Source organism: Nodularia harveyana UHCC-0300, assembly GCF_034931085.1.
Lineage (GTDB): Bacteria > Cyanobacteriota > Cyanobacteriia > Cyanobacteriales > Nostocaceae > Nodularia > Nodularia harveyana.
Genome location: NZ_JAYGHG010000012.1, coordinates 24,469 through 42,610, shown reverse-complemented (window position 1 = coordinate 42,610; position 18,142 = coordinate 24,469). Strand labels below are relative to the sequence as shown.

Below are 18,142 nucleotides of genomic sequence, written 5' to 3'. Positions count from 1 at the left end.
AATAGATTATATGTCTATCTTATGGTCGCTCTATATTCATCTTATTTCTGAAATTACGACAGAATACAAATAGTTTTCCCAAGAAATACCTGGATAATATGAATTATTTCATCTGCTATTCCTCTATATTTCAGGAAATGTAGTGAGTAGAGTTAAACTTATTTCTTTTGTTCCTAGCGGGTACTACGCCGTCTGTAAGTTTACTCTCCTTCATCTCTGAGTGTGAGGTCAACTTATAGCGATCGCCAAAGACGTTAGGAGATAAACTGATCATAGAAGTTAGACACCGCAAAGCTTTTACCCTCATCCCCATTTACAAACAATTAGTATAAATAAATACGAACATGGTTGATTTTACTTTTTTAAGTATATCTGACACAAAAAATAGTAAAAGGTGCTATTTTTATACAAAGTTTGTAGATGCAAAGTGAAAATCAATCAGCTGATGGAATTAAATTTTTGAACTAAATAAATACTTGATTCAAACTTTACTATTACTTCGTGAGTAAAGGCTTGTATTTATATGCAAAAATTTGATATTTATTTTTGAGGTTATTCAATAGTTACGTATTTGCTAACAATAGATTACATATGCTAATAAATGCTAATATAGTAGTATGGCTTATGTACCACTAAGAGAAGCAGTCAAAAAACTGGGATTGCACCCAAACACTTTAAGAAAGTACGCAGATAATGGCAAGATTGAAAGCATCAAAAACGAAGCAGGACAAAGACTCTTTAACGTCGAGTCCTACCTTCGTGGTGCAACTAGAGCTTCCATTATTTGTTACTGCCGAGTCAGTTCAACCAAACAACGAGACGACCTTGGTAGACAAATTGCTTACATGCAATCACTCTACCCAGATGCCGAAATCATCAAAGACATCGGCAGTGGAATCAACTTTAAAAGGAAAGGATTGCAAGCCTTACTGGACAGACTTATGCGGGGAGATAAGCTCACGCTTGTTGTTGCCTGTCGTGACCGACTCGCAAGGTTTGGATTCGAGCTTATTCAGTACATGGTCGAGCAAAACGGTGGACAGATCGTGGTTCTCGACAACACTGTACACTGCCCAGAGTCAGAGCTTACCTCGGATCTTCTCTCCATCCTCCACCTCTTCTCTTGTCGGATGCACGGACTCAGGAAGTACAGTAAAAAAATCAAGGAAGATCCGGATCTTCCTCACAACGGAGCAGAGGCGGATCGTTAAACAGTGGTTTGGTGTATCCAGATTTGTCTACAACACTACTGTCAAGTTGCTGCAAGACTCTAGCGTTAAGGCTAACTGGAAAGCGATTAAGACTGACATATTGAATGGACTACCAGAATGGAGTAAATCAGTCCCTTATCAAATTAAATCAATCGCCATCAAAGATGCTTGTAAGTCTGTCAGCAATGCCAAGAAAAAGTTTAAAACCGGTGGTGGTATTAGCAAGATGAGATTTAGGTCAAGAAAAGACGCTGTACAATCTTGCTACATTCCTAAATCGGCGGTAAAAGATGTGGGAATTTACCACACTATATTAGGTAAGGTAACCTTTAAAGAAGCCTTACCGCAAAGCTTTGGGGACTGTCGTTTAGTGTTTGCCTACCGTGATTACTATTTGACAGTTCCAGAGGACGTGCCACAACAGAAGTCTGATAACCAAGGACGTGTTGTAGCACTTGACCCCGGCATCAGAACATTTATCACCTTCTTTTCTGAATGTAATTTTGGTGAAATTGGAACATCTGCTAATTTGCCAATTCAGAAGCTATGTTTTCGTTTGGATAAGTTAATTTCTAAATTCACTAAAGCCAAGTGCAAACAAAGAAGAAGGATGAAGCTTGCCGCCAGTAGACTGCGAGGTAAAATCAAAAACCTTGTAGACGAATTGCACAAGAAAACTGCTCGATTTTTGGTTGATAACTTTGACATTATTTTACTGCCAACCTTTGAAACATCTCAAATGTCTAAGAAGGTGAGGGAGTCCGGTCTTGGGGTTTCCCCAAGTGTAGGAACTCCCGAACCCGTAAGGGCGAAGCGACGGATTAGGTCAAAGTCAGTGCGCCAAATGTTAACACTCTCTCACTACCGATTTAAGCAGCTTCTTAAGCATAAGGCTTTTGAGACTAATAAAGTAGTTATGGATGTCAACGAAGCGTACACATCAAAAACAGTCAGTTGGACTGGTGAAATAATCCCCAACCTTGGTGGTGCTAAATTCGTTAAGTCTCCATCTGACGGGCAGGTGATGAGCCGGGACATGAATGGTGCGCGAGGGATTTTCCTTCGTGCATTGGTTGATACGCCCTCTCTTAAGGAGTCTATTTGTTAATTAATGTTAGCAAAAAAGTATCGGATAGATAAGAAAAATATGAATTGTAACATTCCTTTTGTAGACCTACATTTACAACACGAGTCGATTCAAAAGCAATTGCAACAGGCAATACAGGATGTATTAGCACAGGGAGATTTTATTTTAGGGAAGGCACTGTCAAATTTTGAAGCAGCTTTTGCAGCAGCATCTGGCACAAAATATGGTGTAGGTGTGGCATCAGGAACAGATGCGATCGCACTCGGTTTACAAGCCTGTAATATTGGTCCTGGTGATCAAGTGATTTTACCAGCTAACACCTTTGTGGCAACCTTAATAGGAGTGTTAGCGGCTGGCGCTGAACCTGTTCTAGTAGATTGTGATCCCCAAACAGCCTTAATTGACCTAGAAGCCGCCGCCAAAGCAATTACACCCAAGACAAAGGCAATTATTCCCGTCCATCTGTACGGGCAAATGGTATCACCCCAACAGCTATTAGACTTTGCTGAGACTTATAAACTACTAATTTTTGAAGATGCAGCCCAAGCTCATTTAGCCGCAAGAGAAGGATATAGCGCTGGTTCAGTGGGGATAGGTGCAGCTTTTAGTTTTTATCCCAGCAAAAATTTGGGAGCATTTGGGGATGGAGGAATGCTACTGACGCGAGATTCAGATGTTGCAGAAAAAATGAAGCGCCTGCGAAATTATGGTGCATCGCAAAAGTATTTCCATGTAGAAATGGGAACCAACAGTCGTTTAGATACATTGCAAGCAGCCGTTTTATTAACAAAACTACCACATTTACCTGAATGGAATAGCGATCGCCTGAATATAGCCCAGCAGTATGATCTGGCACTAGCACCCTTAGCAGATGCTGGGATTATTCCCGTAGAAAACCAAAGCAGCAACGGACACGTTTATCATTTGTATGTCATCAAAATTGATCACACTTGTGTCCTAGAACGCCAGCAAATCCAAGACAAACTCACAGCACTCGGAATCCAAACAGGTATCCATTACCCAATTCCTTGCCATCTGCAACCAGCCTTTAAGCACTTAGGCTATAAACCAGGAGACTTTCCCCAAGCCGAAAAGCTTTCCGAGCAAATCTTGTCCTTACCCATGTACCCAGGCTTAAAGCATAACCAAATTCAAGAAGTTGTAGCCGCCATCACATCCAGTCTCAGTAATGAAAAACAAAGGTTATTATGTATTTGATTTTTCCTGTGCATAACAACTACCAGCAGTTCTAGACTTTAAGTTGTTAATTCTCAATTGATTTTAATCATGGCATTTCAGCAACAGATCAAACAAAGAAATACGGGACAATTGCTAAACATAGCAATTTTCGCATTTTTGGTGCTAATGTACGCACCTATCTTACTGCACTGGGTGGATGGTTGGCTCAACAAAAACATTAGCATCGAACACGAATACTTTAGCCACGGTATCATTGGTCTACCATTTGCAAGTTACCTGATTTGGTTAAACCGAAAAAAGTGGCATCGTCTTCCAGATACCGCCCATCCTTTAGGTGCTGTATTGCTAGCAATGGGTGGGGTATTTTACCTCAGTGGTGTTCCAGAGTGGGTTAATCTCTCCCTACCGACAATACTGGCTGGATTGTCCTTATGGTTTAAAGGTGTACCAGGGTTTCGACTGCAAGCATTCGCCTTACTCCTGATATTTTTAGCAACCCCAACCGCCTTACCCTATCTTCTAGTTCCCTATACCTTACCTCTGCAAAGCTTCATTGCCGGCACAGCAGGCTTCATCCTCAATCAATTGGGGATGAAAGTCATCGTTGATGGAATCAACATCTACGTGAATGGTCGCATTGTCGAAGTTGCGCCCTACTGTGCAGGGCTAAAAATGTTATTTACTACTTTCTATGTCAGCTTAATGCTGCTGTATTGGAATGATTCATTATCTTCACGGCGCACAACTGCTTGGTTTTTATCTTTTGCCCTAGTTATTAGCATTGTTGCTAATATTCTGCGTAACACTTTACTCAGCTTTTTTCACGGTACTGGGCGAGAAGCTGCTTTTAAATGGCTACATGACAGTTGGGGTGGAGACCTTTACTCTGCTGGTATGCTGCTATTATTAGTGCCTTTGCTGAATGGGATTAATAATTATTTCTCTACAGATTTAGAATTGGAGTCAGAAGCAGAAAATCTAGAATAAGAAAATAGACAAACACAGGGAAAAAACTAGCCCAAATTTCCCTGATTTTATCCCTCATTCAGCAGAAAAATAGTAAAAGCTTTTACCTGTTTTTTACCGAAATATTTTGCGTCAATATCGCAATTTTTACAGATGAAATCCTTATCTAAATTTTTCAAAGAACAGCAATTAACTCATGTAGCTGTGGTTTCCTTTTTACTACTGTTATTAGTCATCGGAGGGTTTCCCGGATACTTCAAAGGACGGTGGGAATGGAAAGAACCGCCACCTGTTCCCAACCTCACAGCATTGAGACAAATCCGTAAAATCGGGATAACGGTTCCTAACTGGCAAACTGTCGAACAAGCGGAACAATTCGTGAGTACCAGTAGATGGTCATTGCAGATTATCAAGGAAGAAAATAGTCAAAAACAGGCAATATTACTATTACATCCCCAAAACGGTCCGATGGATCAACCAGAAGTGGAATGGACTGATGTTAATAGCTGGGGAAAATCTCGCTGGAAAAAATGGGATATAGCGCAATATCGGTTGGCGGAATTTACTGTAAATCAACCCCCCAAATCAGGAGCAAATAGTGAGACGAAGGTGCAAGCAAGGTTTTTTCGCGTCTCCACTTCACAGGAAACTTTCGCTGTCTTGCAATGGTATGCTACTCCCAATGGTGGACATCCATCACCGTTGCGCTGGTTTTTTGCAGACCAATTGGCACAATGGCAAAAAACTCGTGTTCCCTGGGTTAGTGTCAGTATTATAATTCCGATGGAACCCTTCGGCCAAGTGGAAACTACTTGGCCTTTAGCTGAGTCTCTTGGTAGAACAGTACAAGCTAGATTAATGACTAGTCCCTTTTAGAAAAACTTCCGGGTGCATTGGTTTGTGCAGAAATAATCGATGACAAAGTTATAAGTGGCACTATACTGTTACAGATTTAAAGTATTTTCAGAGTAAAATCATCATTTGGTGAGACTTACTTTGATCTCAGTTTTACCATAATTTCATTTTTTGATATGCGTGTATCTTTCAGCACCTTATACTTTCTAGGTTTTCCATTAAGTATTTTATTGACAACTACTGTTCAACCTGTTGTTGCTCAATCTTTATCAACTCCCGACAAATCCACAGAACAATTACCTGTTCTGCCATCTGAAGAAGTTAATTTAGAACAATTATTACAACAATCTGTGCCTCCCTCTGGTGCTGTTGACGTAGAACCACGGTTAGAATTACCTGCGCCTCCCTCTGGTGCTGAGAGTTTTGATCAGGAAATTTCTTCCCCTCTCAACCGCTATCTTTTGGGGCCAGGAGATTTAATTAGTGTTGTATTTCAGCGCCCACCTGGCCCATACCGCTTAGGAACAGGTGATACGATTACCGTTACGGTTCAACGGTTCCCTAATTTGAGTTTTCAATCCTCAATCAATCCAGAAGGCAACATAATTGTGCCACTGATCGGCACGGTGTCTCTACAAGGTTTAACTTTAGAAGAAGCGCAAGAAAAAATTCGGGTGTCGCTGGATCGCTTCGTGATTGATCCGGTAATTGTTTTATCTTTAACAGGCCAGCGTCCAGATACTAGTTTTCAAGCCCAAGTTGATCCAGAAGGAAATATAGTAGTTCCGCAAGTGGGAACAGTTGCTGTAGAAGGCTTAAGTTTGCAAGAAGCACAGGAAAAAATTCGCCAGAGTTTAATTGATATTTTGGTGGAACCGATGTTGGTGGTGTCACTGGCTAGGCCACGACCAGTTCAAGTTACTATTAGCGGTGAAGTTTTTCGACCAGGAATTTATCCAGTGGGTTCTTCTACACCTCGTGTTGCTGATGCTCTGTTCATCGCAGGTGGTTCTACAAGCAACGCAGACCTCCGCCAAGTGAAAGTGCGTCGGAGATTGATGGATGGTTCTGTGATTTCAGAAACTATAGACTTGTATGCAGTATTGCAGAATGATGGGTCACTACCGAGTTTACGTTTACAAGATGGTGATGCGATCATTGTCCCACGTCAGGAAGTTGGTAATAATGATGGTTACGATCGCACCCTAGTGGCGCGTTCATCCTTAGCTGTACCGCAAATTCGCGTCCGGGTGTTAAACTATGCTGGCTCAGGAATTGTCACTCAAGCTCTGCCTAATGGTAGTAGTTTTGTCGATATTTTGGCAGGAATTAATTTAGATCGTGCTAACATCCGCGATATTGCCCTAATTCGTTTCGATGCCGAACAAGGTAAAGCTGTCACCCAGAAACTAGATGCCCGAAAAGCTTTGTCTGGTGATGCTTCCCAAAATGTGGCGCTTCAAGATAATGATGTGATTGTTGTTGGCCGGAATTTAATTGGTAAAATTACTAATCTATTTAGTACTATCACTAGACCTTTCTTCGATGCTCGCAGTTTTATCCGTTTCTTTGAATTGTTCGATAGATAGGACTGTGATGGGAAGCTATAAAGTTGATGGCGATGGAATATAGGAAATAAGCAGGGGGTGACTAATGAAGGATTAATAATGAATAATAATTCAGAACTATTGACTATTGACTAAACTCGAATCTGTTTATATATGCCTCTGCCATGACTCCACCAATTGTTAAGCGCTATCTGATTGCTTTTGATAAATACAAGTGGATGGGATTAGCCAGTTTTGCTTTAGTGGTCGCCGGATCAACTGTGGTGGCAATTCAGCCAGAACCCCCGCCGACCTATACAGCAGATGGCGCACTTGCCTATACGCGGCCGCCAGTTTCATTCTCTGTTACTGGTACTGAAATTCAACAACAAGGACAAGAACTGAGTAAGCAAATTTTGCTATCAGACCAGATCCTGCAAGCCGTATCCACGAAGGTCGGTATCACTCCCTCAAAGATTAGCTCCAAGACGGCTCTGACTCTCCCAGAAAGAACTCGGTCAGGTGAACTGCGATCGACAATTATTGAGTTGAGATATCAGGATAGTGACGAGAACCGGGCGCAGCAGACATTGCAGGAATTAATGCAAGCTATGATTGCCCTCAGCAGTGAGATTAATACTGGGCGATTAAAGGCAATTATTGAAAAAGTTAATGAGCGCTTACCCGAGGCTAAGTCGGAACTGGAAGCAGCAGAACAAAAGTTGGAACAGTATGACCGCCGAGAACGCCCGGCAATATTAGCGGCTGAAAATGGTAGTTTGCTGGGTGCAGTCACTAATAGCCAAAATCAGCAACGATTAATTCAACTGACTATTGCAGGTATTGATGCCCAAATTGGCAGTTTGCAAGATAAGTTAGGTTTAAATGCCGGACAAGCTTATGTTTCTTCGGCGTTAAGTGCTGATCCGATTCTATCCAACTTGCGATCGCAAATTTATCAGGTAGAATCTCAAATTACTTTATTTAGTAAGGATTTACGACCTGAAAATCCCACAATGATTCAGTTGACTCGTCAAAAAGAATCTATTGAACAATTATTACAACAACGGGCGGCTGAGGTAGTAGGTGGTGACGGTGCGGCAGCCCCCTTACCAGGTGATGTTTCTGGTATTCGCGCCCAAAGTAATTTAGATCCAGCGCGACAACAACTTGCTAATCAGATGGTGGCGTTGGAAACCCAACGAGAAACACTCCAACAGCAACTAATTCAACAAGTGGGAGAAGAAGAGCGGCTGCGGCAAGAGTATTCTCAAATCCCCAACAAGCAACTAGAGCGATCGCGCTTAATCCAGGAAGTAGGATTGAAAAAAGCCATCTTTGACCAAATGCAGGCAAAGTTAACAGATGCTCAAACCGCAGAAGCTGAAACAGTTAGTAGCTTAACAATTGCCAGAATACCTAACGTTGAGAGTGATAGTGGTTCACCTCAGAGTGTACCTCTGACCTTGGGTGTGGGTGCTTTCCTGGGCTTACTAGTAGGCGGTGGGGTGATATTTTTGCTAGGTTCCCTGGAAGGAACTTTCAAAACCAAGGAGGATATCCGCGACAGCCTCAGACAACGGGAAATTCCCCTTCTCGGAGAATTACCTATAATGCCTGTTGATGATTTGGCTCAAGGAGCATTACCTGTAATACTTTCCCCTGATTCTCCCTATTTGGAGTTTTATGAAAAGTTTCGCAGCAATGTGCGCCGTATTGGTGGTAAAAACTTCAAAGTCTTGTTAATTAGCAGCACTAGTAGTCAAGAAGGAAAAACGGTAACAGCTTATAACTTAGCGGTAGCCTCCGCCCTGGCTGGTAAAAGAACTTTAATTATCGAAGCAGATTTGCGATCGCCATCTCATGCTTCATCTCTAAACGTTATCCCCGATGGCGATGTCTCCGTTGAACCCCTGCGCTATTATGCTAGGTTGAATGAGTGTATCCGCTTAGTTCCTGAAGTGGAAAATTTATACATTATTCCTAGCCCTGGTCCCGTAACTCCATCAGCCGCCATTCTCGAATCAAGCGAAATGCGGAGACTCATGGATGATGTTCGGGAACGTTTTGACTTGGTAATTATAGATACTCATCATCTCAGTTTATCGAACGATCCTCTGTTAATTCAACCCTATTGTGATGGCATAGTCTTAGTAGCACGTCCTAACCATACCCAAGAAAATATGTTAGGAGAAGCCATTGATCAACTAGTTGAATCTGAACTGGGTTTGTTAGGGGTTATTATCAACGGTGCTGATATTATTGTTTCTCCGTCTGACACTTACTCAATTAACTCAGAACCCGAAATTTTGTCAGAAGTTGGCGCAGGTAGTAATATCTAAACAACAAGACAAAAATCAGGAATTAAGAGGGTAGGGAGTCGCATTTTCTCTTCTCCCCACTCCCCTTAGTAAATTAGTCGCGCCGAAATAAGCCGAATAATGGAGAAATAATCATCCCAAAAGCAAAGCCACCGATGTGCGCCCAGTAAGCCACACCGCCTGTTTCTACGCTCATATTAGATACAGCTTGTAAACTCAGAAGACCAGATATCACATTCTGGATCACGAAAATACCTATAAGAATAATTGCCGGAACCCTGATGGTGGTTACGAAAAAACCCAAAAAGGCTAAGGTTAAAATCTGAGATTTTGGAAACCGAATCACATAAGCGCCGAGAACTCCAGCGATCGCACCACTAGCTCCTAAAGAAGGGATACTGGAATCCATACCAATAAACCACTGAGACAAAGCAGCTAAAGCACCGCAGCTTAAATAAAAAATCAGATACCTGAAATGACCCATACGCTCTTCAATATTGTTACCAAAGACCCAGAGAAACACCATATTTGAGATCAGATGCCACCAACCACCGTGTAAAAATTGTGACGTAAATAAAGTGGTCCATTCTGAGGCAAAATTATTAGTTAATTCTCTTGGTACCACCGCATACATCTGAAAAAATTGCTCTAATTCTTGACTGGATAGATTGATTTCATGTAGAAAAACTACAATGTTCAAACCAATCAACCCGTAAGTCAAATATGGGGTAGTTTGCGTCGGGTTTTCATCATGGAGGGGAAACACAGGTGCTTTTCCTAAATATCGATTATTTGCAATATAGCCTGTGTTGCTAACAGCCGATGATATTTTGAAACTTAACCAGATACAGATTCTTCATCGGATTTGTCTTTAAATAAACCCAGTAGCGGCCCCAGAACTGCCCCAAAGACAAAACCACCTGCATGGGCCCAATAGGCAATACCGCCACCTTCCATACCAATATTCGTGGGTGCTTCTAAACTCGCTATGCCTTGACACTCCCCTGCCTAAAGGCGAGGGGATTCTTGGTTCATCGAGTCCACTTAGAGTAGATCCCTTGCGGTATCTAACCCAGAGGTGGTTCTCTCCCCAAGCGTTGACTTCGGGAATGCCCTTCCCTAGTTGGATTATGCCAAATTTTGTTTGAATTAAATTCTGCATCGTCTAGCCCCCATGAAGATTTTACCTATTCCTGGGCAGGAACTAGAACTATGGAATAGAACCCCATATCTTCAATTGTCAAGGTACAGATTGCCGCTAGGCAGTTGGGTTTTTATACAGGTTGATTACCGTTCCTGTTAGGGTTAGTATATCACAAAATCACTTAGGGCTAAAGCCCTTAGTCGGCTTTCATCCCCGACTTAGCATAAGTCACATAAGGGGTAATTTTTGTAGGATTATTATCTTTAATGGGAACCACTAGTATTTTCCTGATCTACGAGTCACTAGGCTCACACTACTAAATTTTGTCACCATTTGCTTCTACCTATGGTTTCAATTTTCAGAAAATAGCCCTGACTCAAGAAGTATTTTTTCACTCTAATTTCTTTGTGTTCTTTGCCATTAGTTCTTTGATATTTTCACAATAGATACATAATGCAGATTATTCATTCTCTCCATACAGCCATTCTCGTGACTGATTTAGAAAAATCTGAAAATTTTTATGGCAAAGTCTTGGGATTATCCAAAATAGAGCGCTCTTTGAAGTATGCTGGCGCATGGTATGAAGTCGGTAACTATCAAATTCACCTGATAGTGGCATCTACTGTCCCCACAGATAACCCGAATCAAAAATGGGGACGTAATCCTCATATTGCCTTTGCTGTGGCTGATTTGGATATTGCTAAACAAGAGTTACGCGCTCAAAATTATCCTATTCAAATGAGTGCTTCCGGTCGCGCCGCCCTTTTCACTCAAGATCCAGATGGGAATATCATTGAATTGAGTCAGCAGTGATATGGGGGTGGGATAATGAAAATTATTGCTTACTCTTACAGTAATCCTCTACTAGAACCTCCGGTTGATGCGAATGATTGGGGCTGGGAGGTGGATCGAGTTTATCAAGATTTGGGTAAGAGAATACAGTTACAAAAATTAATCACAGACTGTAAAACTGAAACCGCAGATTATCTGCTGATACATCGCTTAGAAGAATTGGGAGACACCTTTGAGGAAGTGAGCGATCGCTTGCATGAACTGGAAGCAATGGGTATGATGATCATCGCCACCGAACAACCCTACACTTCGGAACATTCCCAGATAGGCGGGGATTTATGGAAATTACTCCAGGAAATCCAAAGTCAGCAACATAGCCGCCGCATCCGCCAAGGACACGCCTATAATCGTCTCCAGGGTTCACCCCCTCCAGGTAAAGCCCCCTATGGCTATCGTCGTAGTAAAGAAAAATATACTATTGATCGCAGTACTTCCACAGTAGTTAAAGATTTTTTTGAACACTTCTTGCTTTATGGTTCCCTGCGTGGCGCAGTGCGTTACTTAGCAAAAAAATACGGTAAAAAAATTTCTGTCACCACCGGGAGACGTTGGCTAACTAATCCCGTTTATCGCGGTGATACGGCTTATCAGGATAATCAAATTATTTCTGATACTCATATCCCTATCATATCCAGAGACGAAGCCGCCCAAATTGACCGGATTTTACGCCGCAACAGTCTTTTACCATCTCGTACTGCTAGCGCCCCCCGTTCTTTAGCTGGGTTGGTTGTTTGTAGTCATTGTCAGTCCCACACCACAATTACCCGTGTCACCCAGCGCCACCAAGATCAAGAGTATCTTTATTTACGTCCTATTAACTGTTCTCAACATCCCAAATGTCGGGGTATTCCTTACCAGCAGGTATTAGAACATACTATCGAAATTATTTGCCGTGACTTACCTTTGGCTGTAGGAGGAATGGATTTTCCCCAGTTAGTTACTATTAAGGACAGTTTAGGTCTAGCGATCGCCCGTCAGCAAGAAATACTCCAACAATTACCAGCTTTAGTCACCACAGGTATTTTAGATGATGAAACCGCAAAGTTAAGAGCTTACAAAGTCCGCACAGAAATTTCTCAACTCCAAGCCAAACTAGCCACACTTCCCCCAGTCAATTTGCGTTCTGTTACTCAAGCTATTTCCATCCCTCAGTTTTGGTTCGACTTATCAGAAGCAGAAAGAAGGTTTTACTTTCGAGAATTTATCAAACAAATTGAAATTATTCGCCACGAAAAAGAGTGGGAATTACGGATAATTTTTATTTTTTAGCAGTAGATGTCAGTAGTTTACCTGGATTTTCACCAGTCTAGTTGATCTTTGGGGAAATCATCAATGATTTTGCGACAGTTAAACACACTATAAATCCTTACCAAGGATTAAGGAAAAATGATGACCCCTACTAATTAACTTTATTTCCTTCCACTTACTTGTTATCTTTGATATTCTCAGTTTTCGAGTCTGGAATATCCCAAAATACTTTTATTCTTTTTTTTCTCCAGATAGGGAAAATTTTATAGGAAGAGAAAATAAGAAACAAATATACTGGGGAGGTAAATTGCTTAAAAACCCTTGTGATTATTGGTTAAAGCTTTTCATCAGGGTAGTTATACAAATCAAATGACACTATCATCTCTGAATTTCCTGCATCAGATGCTACCTTATTTTTTAGGGATTTTTTTAGTTGAAATGTACCCTATCAATGTTTGGAAGCCAACAAGTTAAAAAGTCAGTACATAAACATTAAATAAATGATTATATATCAAATGATATGTCAACTCATGAATACCTTTTGCTATAGGTAAATAGCATATTTAGATTGCTAATAGTTGTATCATTTTCTGCACCTAATAATTGTTAAATAAATTGCCCCTGAGTTGACTAAATTTATCTAAAAATTATCGCTGTTTAGGGAAAATTGCGTTAATCTTAGAAGTTAGGAATTATTCAGACTAGATATTGTAAGGGGATGAAAACATCAAAGATTCGCCAATACTAACTTTATGTGAGATTGTGCCAAATTTATCACTTATCTATAGCTTGTCCATAGCAAATCATAAGGCGCATCTTCATCAACAAACGGTATGAGGTCTTGATGTGATTAAACCAGCAAGTAAAATGATGATTATAGAGTATGCAAGAAGGAAGCTTTATTTGGGGACATCTAGAAAAACAGCATCGCCCAGTTAAGAAATGGGTAGACTGGGTGTGGATAATTGTACTGATGTTCGCCGCAGTCTTACTATTTAGTATCAATCTTGGGGGACTACCTCTGGGAGATGACGAAGTGACTGTTGCACAGGTGGCTAAGGAAATTTGGACTGCACCAGCAGGTTCTATGGGATGGCTTTACCCAACTTTAGATGGTGAACCGTATCATAACAAACCACCTTTAATCCATTTGCTGATTGCTGGGGCTTATGCTTTGGGAGGCGTGAATGAATGGACTACCCGTTTACCTAGCGCAATTTTGACTTCTTTATCCGTACCATTGCTGTATTGTATTGGCAGAGAAATATTTCGTCAACCTTGGGCAGCTATTTATAGCGCTTTGATTTATTTAACAATGCTACCGGTGGTGCGTTACGGCAGATTAGCGCTTTTAGATGGGGTAGTAGTGACATTTTTAATGATCATGATGCTGTGCCTGTTGCGATCGCGCCGGGATTTACGTTACTGTCTGGGTATTGGCATGGGATTGGGGTTGATTTGTTTAACCCAGGGGCTATTAGGTATCTTACTAGGTGCGATCGCCATTGTCTTTTTATTTTGGGATACACCCAGATTACTCACCAGTTACTATTTCTGGATAGGCATCTGCATCGGTATTTTACCCGTAGCTGGTTGGTATAGCGCCCAAATCCTCTACTACGGTGGAAGTTTTACTCAAGTTGGTCTGATAAATCAATCCCTTAGTCCCATTGGGAAAAGCATTCCCAGAAATAATGCACCACCCTGGTACTATCTCCTGCAAATTCTCCTCTGGACATGGCCTTGGTTATTATTTTTACCGCAAACTGTGCGTTTAATTTGGGAAAATCTTAACCTTAGCTGGGCAAAACTCTTGCTGGTGTGGAGTTTACTCTATCTAGTGATAATTTCGTTCATGAGTATCAAACAACCTTGGTACTTATTCCCCATTTACCCTAGTTTAGCCTTAGCCTTTGGCATTCAGTTAGCAGAAATAGATAATTTACCTATTACATCATCCTATCCCCGTGTTTGGGTGGCTGGTTTGTCACTATTGGCTGTAGTGGCTTCTGGAGGTAGCATTTATTTCAGCAGTGGCACAGTACCCAAAACTGACTTACAACTGATTTTTGCCTCTGTAGCTTTGACGATGACTCTAGCCGCCATATTAGCAGAACGAGGTAATGGGCAATTTCTCAAGATTTTATTGTGGGGAAGTTATGTTTCTCTACTACTATTAATGAAATCAAACTACTGGATTTAAGAAATATTCCCTGCTGATTGAGTAGCGCTAAACAGCCCTTATCGTTTCAGCCTTTGTGAATATTCTTCGTCATCGGAAATTCCTGATCGTAGTTTGTATTTTGCTGCGTTATGGGAATCATACTGAATAAAATAGCCAAACCCACAACCAAGTTTAATATAGGTCGCTTAATCAGAATAAAATCTCGTATAATTCTAGCTAAAGGACTACTTTGACGACGTAGAGACGAACAAAGCATGATTTGTCTCAGCATATAGGGATCACGGACATAATGTCCGCTAGGACAGACCACTAGTCTTTGATGACAATACGGACAGCTAAACAAGCCAATATGTGACTCGGCTACTCTTTGCTTGGCATTTTTTTGACAAATTGGGCAAGCAACATAATCATTCCCAAAGGTGTGTATATTCATCTACCTCGTCCGGTTAGTCTATTTACTCGCTCTATAACAACAGCTATATTCCATTGTGGGGGAATACTTAGTAGTCGTCATAATTTAATCGGAAAATTAGCCATTAATCACATCAATTATATTTCTACGAAAGATGGGTGAATGGCAGCTACACGAGTATAGCTAGATTTAGCTAAGGATGGCTTGTGTTTACTGCTTATTTGAGAGAGAACGATGTATTCTTGACTAGATTATAAGTCAGCAATAACTCACATTCGACTAGCGATCGCCGATCTCAATATTTAACTAACCGCGCTCAACTCCTCAGACCTCTAGAGGCTTGAGTAAAATTGTCACAAACCGAAGGTCTTTTAACTCAATCTCTGTGGTTCTATAAAATTATACTCAAATAGTCTGTTAAATCAACAATGACTGACAATCAGAAGTAGCAGCTAAAAATTTCATTTTTTTTCAGATTCTCCAAAATTTACCCCACCCCTAAATGACTCTCTTACCTCCCAGCGAACTGAGGAAGGTAACGGAACAACCTATATTTCCTACACCTTTCACTCGTTTAACACAACTAATTAACCAGTTTCAACTATCCCCAGAAACAGTCGTCCTCTTTTTAGCCCTGCTGATTGGCGGTGGGACTGGTATGGGCGTAGTCACATTTCACTACTTAATCGAGCTAATTAATTACCTGATGCAAGCCAAGTTAATCGGTGCAATTAGCATTTGGGGTAACTGGACTCTCGCCTGTGTTCCCATCCTGGGGGGCGTAATTGTGGGATTAATGCGTTGGTACGCCCAAGACTTTGGCCCTGGACTTTCATCCATGATTGCAGCCTCTCAGGGAACAGAACTCAAGCAACAATTACGACCAGTCACAAAAATGTTAGCCGCATCTGTATCCTTGGGTAGTGGTGCTTCCTTGGGAACTGAAGGGCCAAGTGTAGAAATTGGTGCAAATTTTGGGATGCTGTTGTCGGTAATTCTCCAAGTCTCCCAAGACCGACAAAGGTTACTTTTAGGTGCTGGGGCGGCGGCTGGGTTAGCTGCTGGTTTTAACGCTCCCATTGCTGGGGTATTTTTTGCCCTAGAAGTCGTCATGGGGGCAACATCCTTTGCTACCTCTGGTGTCAGTGTCGTGCTGCTAGCCGCAGTAGTAGCCGCATTAATTGCTCAAATTGGCTTGGGCGCACAACCTGCTTTTGACTTACCTGTATATCAAGTCCGGAGCCTTTTGGAATTACCCCTGTATTTGGGGTTAGGTTTGGGAGCGAGTTTAATTTCTCTGATTTATTTAGCCACAATTCGTTTAGTAAAAGCTATCTTTGCTCGATTAATTTCCGGTTTTGGTTGGTTAGGAGGTATCCCTCAACCCATTCATCCGTTAATTGGCGGTATTATTTTGGGCGCAGTCGCTTTACAATTTCCCCAAATTTTAGGCATCGGTTATGAAACTGTAGAAGCCATGCTTCAGGATGTCGAGTTTTCTCTGCATTTATTGCTGATCTTGTTAGTCTTAAAATTATTAATTACTGCCATCAGTAGCGGTAGTGGCTTTGTGGGTGGTTTATTTGCACCAGCTATGTTTCTGGGTGCTTCTTTTGGATCTGCTTACGCTAAGATTATTACTCTGTTATTTCCGGCAATTAGTGAAGTGATGGCGGCTCCCCCAGCCTATGCAATGGTAGGTATGGCAGCAGTTCTAGCAGCCAGTGTCAGAGCGCCATTAACAGCTATTTTGATGTTATTTGAATTAACTCGTGACTACCGGATTGTTTTACCATTAATGGCCGCAGTGGGTTTAAGCGTGTGGGTAACAGAACAGTTTAAGCCAAACTTTAACTCTAATTCTAAGCTCCAACAAATTGGCTTGTCTGAGTTGAAAGACGAACAGGCGGAAATTGTGCAGCAAATTCTAGTAGGAGATGCGATGGTTACTTCCCCCAAAAAGTTACCTGCTACTTTGGGAGTCTTAGAAGCAGCTGTAGAAATGATCCGCGATCGCTGTCGCAGTGCTTTAGTAATTGATCAAGCTGAGAAATTAGTTGGTATCCTGTCTCTGGAAGATATTAATCGCTTTCTATCTGTCCCGCAAAATTACACCAATTCTACTAGGGAAATTAAGGATTTATCTTATCCCACACTAATTGATATTTGTACCACTGAAATTCTTTATGCTTGGCCAGATGAACTCTTATCTGAAGCTTTAGATCGGATGACTCTTCGAGGTTTACACCAATTACCTGTGGTAGCTAGAGATAACTCTGAATATATTTTCGGCTTATTAGAAACAGAACAAGTTGCCTTAATATGCAGCTTGGCTGTGACACGCAAGGCAATTCAGCCCTATTTATCAGAAACCATCATTGATAGTGAGCTAATAGTCAGTGGCCAGTGCAACAATTAACAACTGACAACTGACAATTTATTAAGCTGAAGCTTCTATGGCTTCTAAACCTTATTTCTCATCTTCGTCTACCTGTCTCAGACGAATATGTTTTTTCCCTAGAGTTATTAAAAACTCATCTCCTTGTTGTAGATTCATCTGTTTTGTATAAGCTGAACCTATAAGTAAATTACCGTTTGATTGCACGCTAATTCTATAGCTAGCACTGCGACCGCCACGTCCATTGGCACTTGGTGAACTGTCTAACTGAATGCCTTCAGCATCTATGAGGGCATTCAGAAATTTCATCATATTCACACGCTCTATGCCATTTTTGGTCACGGTATAGTAGCCGCACTGCTTGGCTTTTTCTTCTTTGCTAAGGCTTTCTAGCTCTTTAACTTTTTTCAGCAGTTCTTCACCCTGTAGGGGTTCTATTTTTTTCAGTTTAGGCATCAACTTAGATGGAAAATGAATGGTTCAAGTAGTTGAATCGATTTGATTTTAGCTGATAATGAACTAGTAGGAACAAAATCCTTTAGTTTTTATCTCAGCCCTGCCAAGTATATTACACTCTAATGTGAAATTGTTGCACAATTATCAATATTGTCAAGAAAATCTATTCCCTAGAATCTTCATAACTATATCGAGTTTGTAAATCACTGCTAAACTATATTTGTTTAAGTTTCCTAAAGCCCTAGGCTAAACTTCCATAC

At 41.2% G+C, this 18,142-nt stretch carries 13 protein-coding genes and 2 pseudogenes; 11 read left to right on the top strand and 4 right to left on the bottom strand.

Going from position 1 to position 18,142, the window contains the following annotated elements; all coding sequences use genetic code 11:
• The first annotated feature begins 617 nt into the window (after positions 1 to 617).
• The 7 genes from VB620_RS09795 to VB620_RS09765 all read left to right on the top strand — a co-directional run bounded on the left by VB620_RS09795 (position 618) and on the right by VB620_RS09765 (position 9,208).
• Positions 618 to 1,211: an IS607 family transposase gene (locus VB620_RS09795; RefSeq protein WP_323195960.1), complete on the top strand. Its 594-nt coding sequence runs from the start codon at positions 618 to 620 to the stop codon at positions 1,209 to 1,211.
• Positions 1,096 to 2,319, top strand: a complete 1,224-nt coding sequence (locus VB620_RS09790) for an RNA-guided endonuclease InsQ/TnpB family protein (protein WP_323196004.1) — start codon at positions 1,096 to 1,098, stop codon at positions 2,317 to 2,319. The genes VB620_RS09795 and VB620_RS09790 overlap by 116 nt, the downstream gene beginning before the upstream one ends.
• 39 nt (positions 2,320 to 2,358) lie before the next feature.
• Positions 2,359 to 3,516 carry a DegT/DnrJ/EryC1/StrS family aminotransferase gene (locus VB620_RS09785; RefSeq protein ID WP_323195959.1) on the top strand — a complete coding sequence of 386 codons (1,158 nt, stop codon included), beginning with the start codon at positions 2,359 to 2,361 and terminating at the stop codon, positions 3,514 to 3,516.
• 69 nt (positions 3,517 to 3,585) lie between these two features.
• On the top strand, positions 3,586 to 4,485 hold the full coding sequence (gene crtB / locus VB620_RS09780; protein ID WP_323195958.1) for a cyanoexosortase B: 900 nt from the start codon (positions 3,586 to 3,588) through the stop codon (positions 4,483 to 4,485).
• A 132-nt stretch (positions 4,486 to 4,617) separates the two neighbouring features.
• Positions 4,618 to 5,340, top strand: a complete 723-nt coding sequence (locus VB620_RS09775; RefSeq protein WP_323195957.1) for a cyanoexosortase B system-associated protein — start codon at positions 4,618 to 4,620, stop codon at positions 5,338 to 5,340.
• Between the two features lie 155 nt (positions 5,341 to 5,495).
• The gene (locus tag VB620_RS09770) at positions 5,496 to 6,908 is read left to right on the top strand and encodes a polysaccharide biosynthesis/export family protein (RefSeq protein ID WP_323195956.1); all 1,413 of its coding nucleotides are present in this window, start codon (positions 5,496 to 5,498) and stop codon (positions 6,906 to 6,908) included.
• Between the two features lie 143 nt (positions 6,909 to 7,051).
• Positions 7,052 to 9,208, top strand: coding sequence for a GumC family protein (locus VB620_RS09765; protein WP_323195955.1), 2,157 nt, complete (start codon positions 7,052 to 7,054; stop codon positions 9,206 to 9,208).
• A gap of 73 nt (positions 9,209 to 9,281) precedes the next feature.
• Here the strand turns inward: VB620_RS09765 and VB620_RS09760 are convergent, their stop codons facing one another.
• Both VB620_RS09760 and VB620_RS09755 read right to left on the bottom strand, forming a co-directional pair.
• The gene (locus VB620_RS09760) at positions 9,282 to 9,953 is read right to left on the bottom strand and encodes a rhomboid family intramembrane serine protease (protein WP_323195954.1); all 672 of its coding nucleotides are present in this window, start codon (positions 9,951 to 9,953) and stop codon (positions 9,282 to 9,284) included.
• Between the two features lie 71 nt (positions 9,954 to 10,024).
• A pseudogene (locus VB620_RS09755) lies at positions 10,025 to 10,180 on the bottom strand (rhomboid family intramembrane serine protease); the annotation flags it as partial.
• 604 nt (positions 10,181 to 10,784) lie between these two features.
• Between VB620_RS09755 and VB620_RS09750 the strand changes: the two are divergent.
• The 3 genes and pseudogenes from VB620_RS09750 to VB620_RS09740 form a co-directional block, all read left to right on the top strand.
• Positions 10,785 to 11,144 (top strand): VOC family protein, encoded by a 360-nt coding sequence (locus VB620_RS09750; protein ID WP_323195953.1) that lies wholly within the window; start codon positions 10,785 to 10,787, stop codon positions 11,142 to 11,144.
• A gap of 15 nt (positions 11,145 to 11,159) precedes the next feature.
• Positions 11,160 to 12,452, top strand: a complete 1,293-nt coding sequence (locus tag VB620_RS09745; RefSeq protein ID WP_323195952.1) for a recombinase family protein — start codon at positions 11,160 to 11,162, stop codon at positions 12,450 to 12,452.
• 862 nt (positions 12,453 to 13,314) lie between these two features.
• A pseudogene (locus VB620_RS09740) lies at positions 13,315 to 14,631 on the top strand (ArnT family glycosyltransferase); the annotation flags it as partial.
• 49 nt (positions 14,632 to 14,680) lie between these two features.
• Here VB620_RS09740 and VB620_RS09735 read toward each other — a convergent pair.
• Positions 14,681 to 15,049: a hypothetical protein gene (locus VB620_RS09735; RefSeq protein ID WP_323195951.1), complete on the bottom strand. Its 369-nt coding sequence runs from the start codon at positions 15,047 to 15,049 to the stop codon at positions 14,681 to 14,683.
• Between the two features lie 481 nt (positions 15,050 to 15,530).
• Between VB620_RS09735 and VB620_RS09730 the strand changes: the two genes are divergently transcribed.
• Positions 15,531 to 17,447, top strand: coding sequence for a chloride channel protein (locus VB620_RS09730; protein ID WP_323195950.1), 1,917 nt, complete (start codon positions 15,531 to 15,533; stop codon positions 17,445 to 17,447).
• 51 nt (positions 17,448 to 17,498) lie between these two features.
• Here the strand turns inward: VB620_RS09730 and VB620_RS09725 are convergent, their stop codons facing one another.
• Positions 17,499 to 17,882: an AbrB family transcriptional regulator gene (locus VB620_RS09725; protein WP_323195949.1), complete on the bottom strand. Its 384-nt coding sequence runs from the start codon at positions 17,880 to 17,882 to the stop codon at positions 17,499 to 17,501.
• Positions 17,883 to 18,142 lie beyond the last annotated feature (260 nt).

What these genes read in the sequence shown, in the direction of transcription:
- VB620_RS09795 (WP_323195960.1), top strand. Translation starts at nt 618, where the DNA reads ATGGCTTATGTACCACTAAGAGAAGCAGTCAAAAAACTGGGATTGCAC.
- VB620_RS09785 (WP_323195959.1), top strand. Translation starts at nt 2,359, where the DNA reads ATGAATTGTAACATTCCTTTTGTAGACCTACATTTACAACACGAGTCG.
- crtB (WP_323195958.1), top strand. Translation starts at nt 3,586, where the DNA reads ATGGCATTTCAGCAACAGATCAAACAAAGAAATACGGGACAATTGCTA.
- VB620_RS09775 (WP_323195957.1), top strand. Translation starts at nt 4,618, where the DNA reads ATGAAATCCTTATCTAAATTTTTCAAAGAACAGCAATTAACTCATGTA.
- VB620_RS09770 (WP_323195956.1), top strand. Translation starts at nt 5,496, where the DNA reads ATGCGTGTATCTTTCAGCACCTTATACTTTCTAGGTTTTCCATTAAGT.
- VB620_RS09765 (WP_323195955.1), top strand. Translation starts at nt 7,052, where the DNA reads ATGACTCCACCAATTGTTAAGCGCTATCTGATTGCTTTTGATAAATAC.
- VB620_RS09750 (WP_323195953.1), top strand. Translation starts at nt 10,785, where the DNA reads ATGCAGATTATTCATTCTCTCCATACAGCCATTCTCGTGACTGATTTA.
- VB620_RS09745 (WP_323195952.1), top strand. Translation starts at nt 11,160, where the DNA reads ATGAAAATTATTGCTTACTCTTACAGTAATCCTCTACTAGAACCTCCG.
- VB620_RS09735 (WP_323195951.1), bottom strand. Translation starts at nt 15,049, where the DNA reads ATGAATATACACACCTTTGGGAATGATTATGTTGCTTGCCCAATTTGT.
- VB620_RS09730 (WP_323195950.1), top strand. Translation starts at nt 15,531, where the DNA reads ATGACTCTCTTACCTCCCAGCGAACTGAGGAAGGTAACGGAACAACCT.
- VB620_RS09725 (WP_323195949.1), bottom strand. Translation starts at nt 17,882, where the DNA reads ATGCCTAAACTGAAAAAAATAGAACCCCTACAGGGTGAAGAACTGCTG.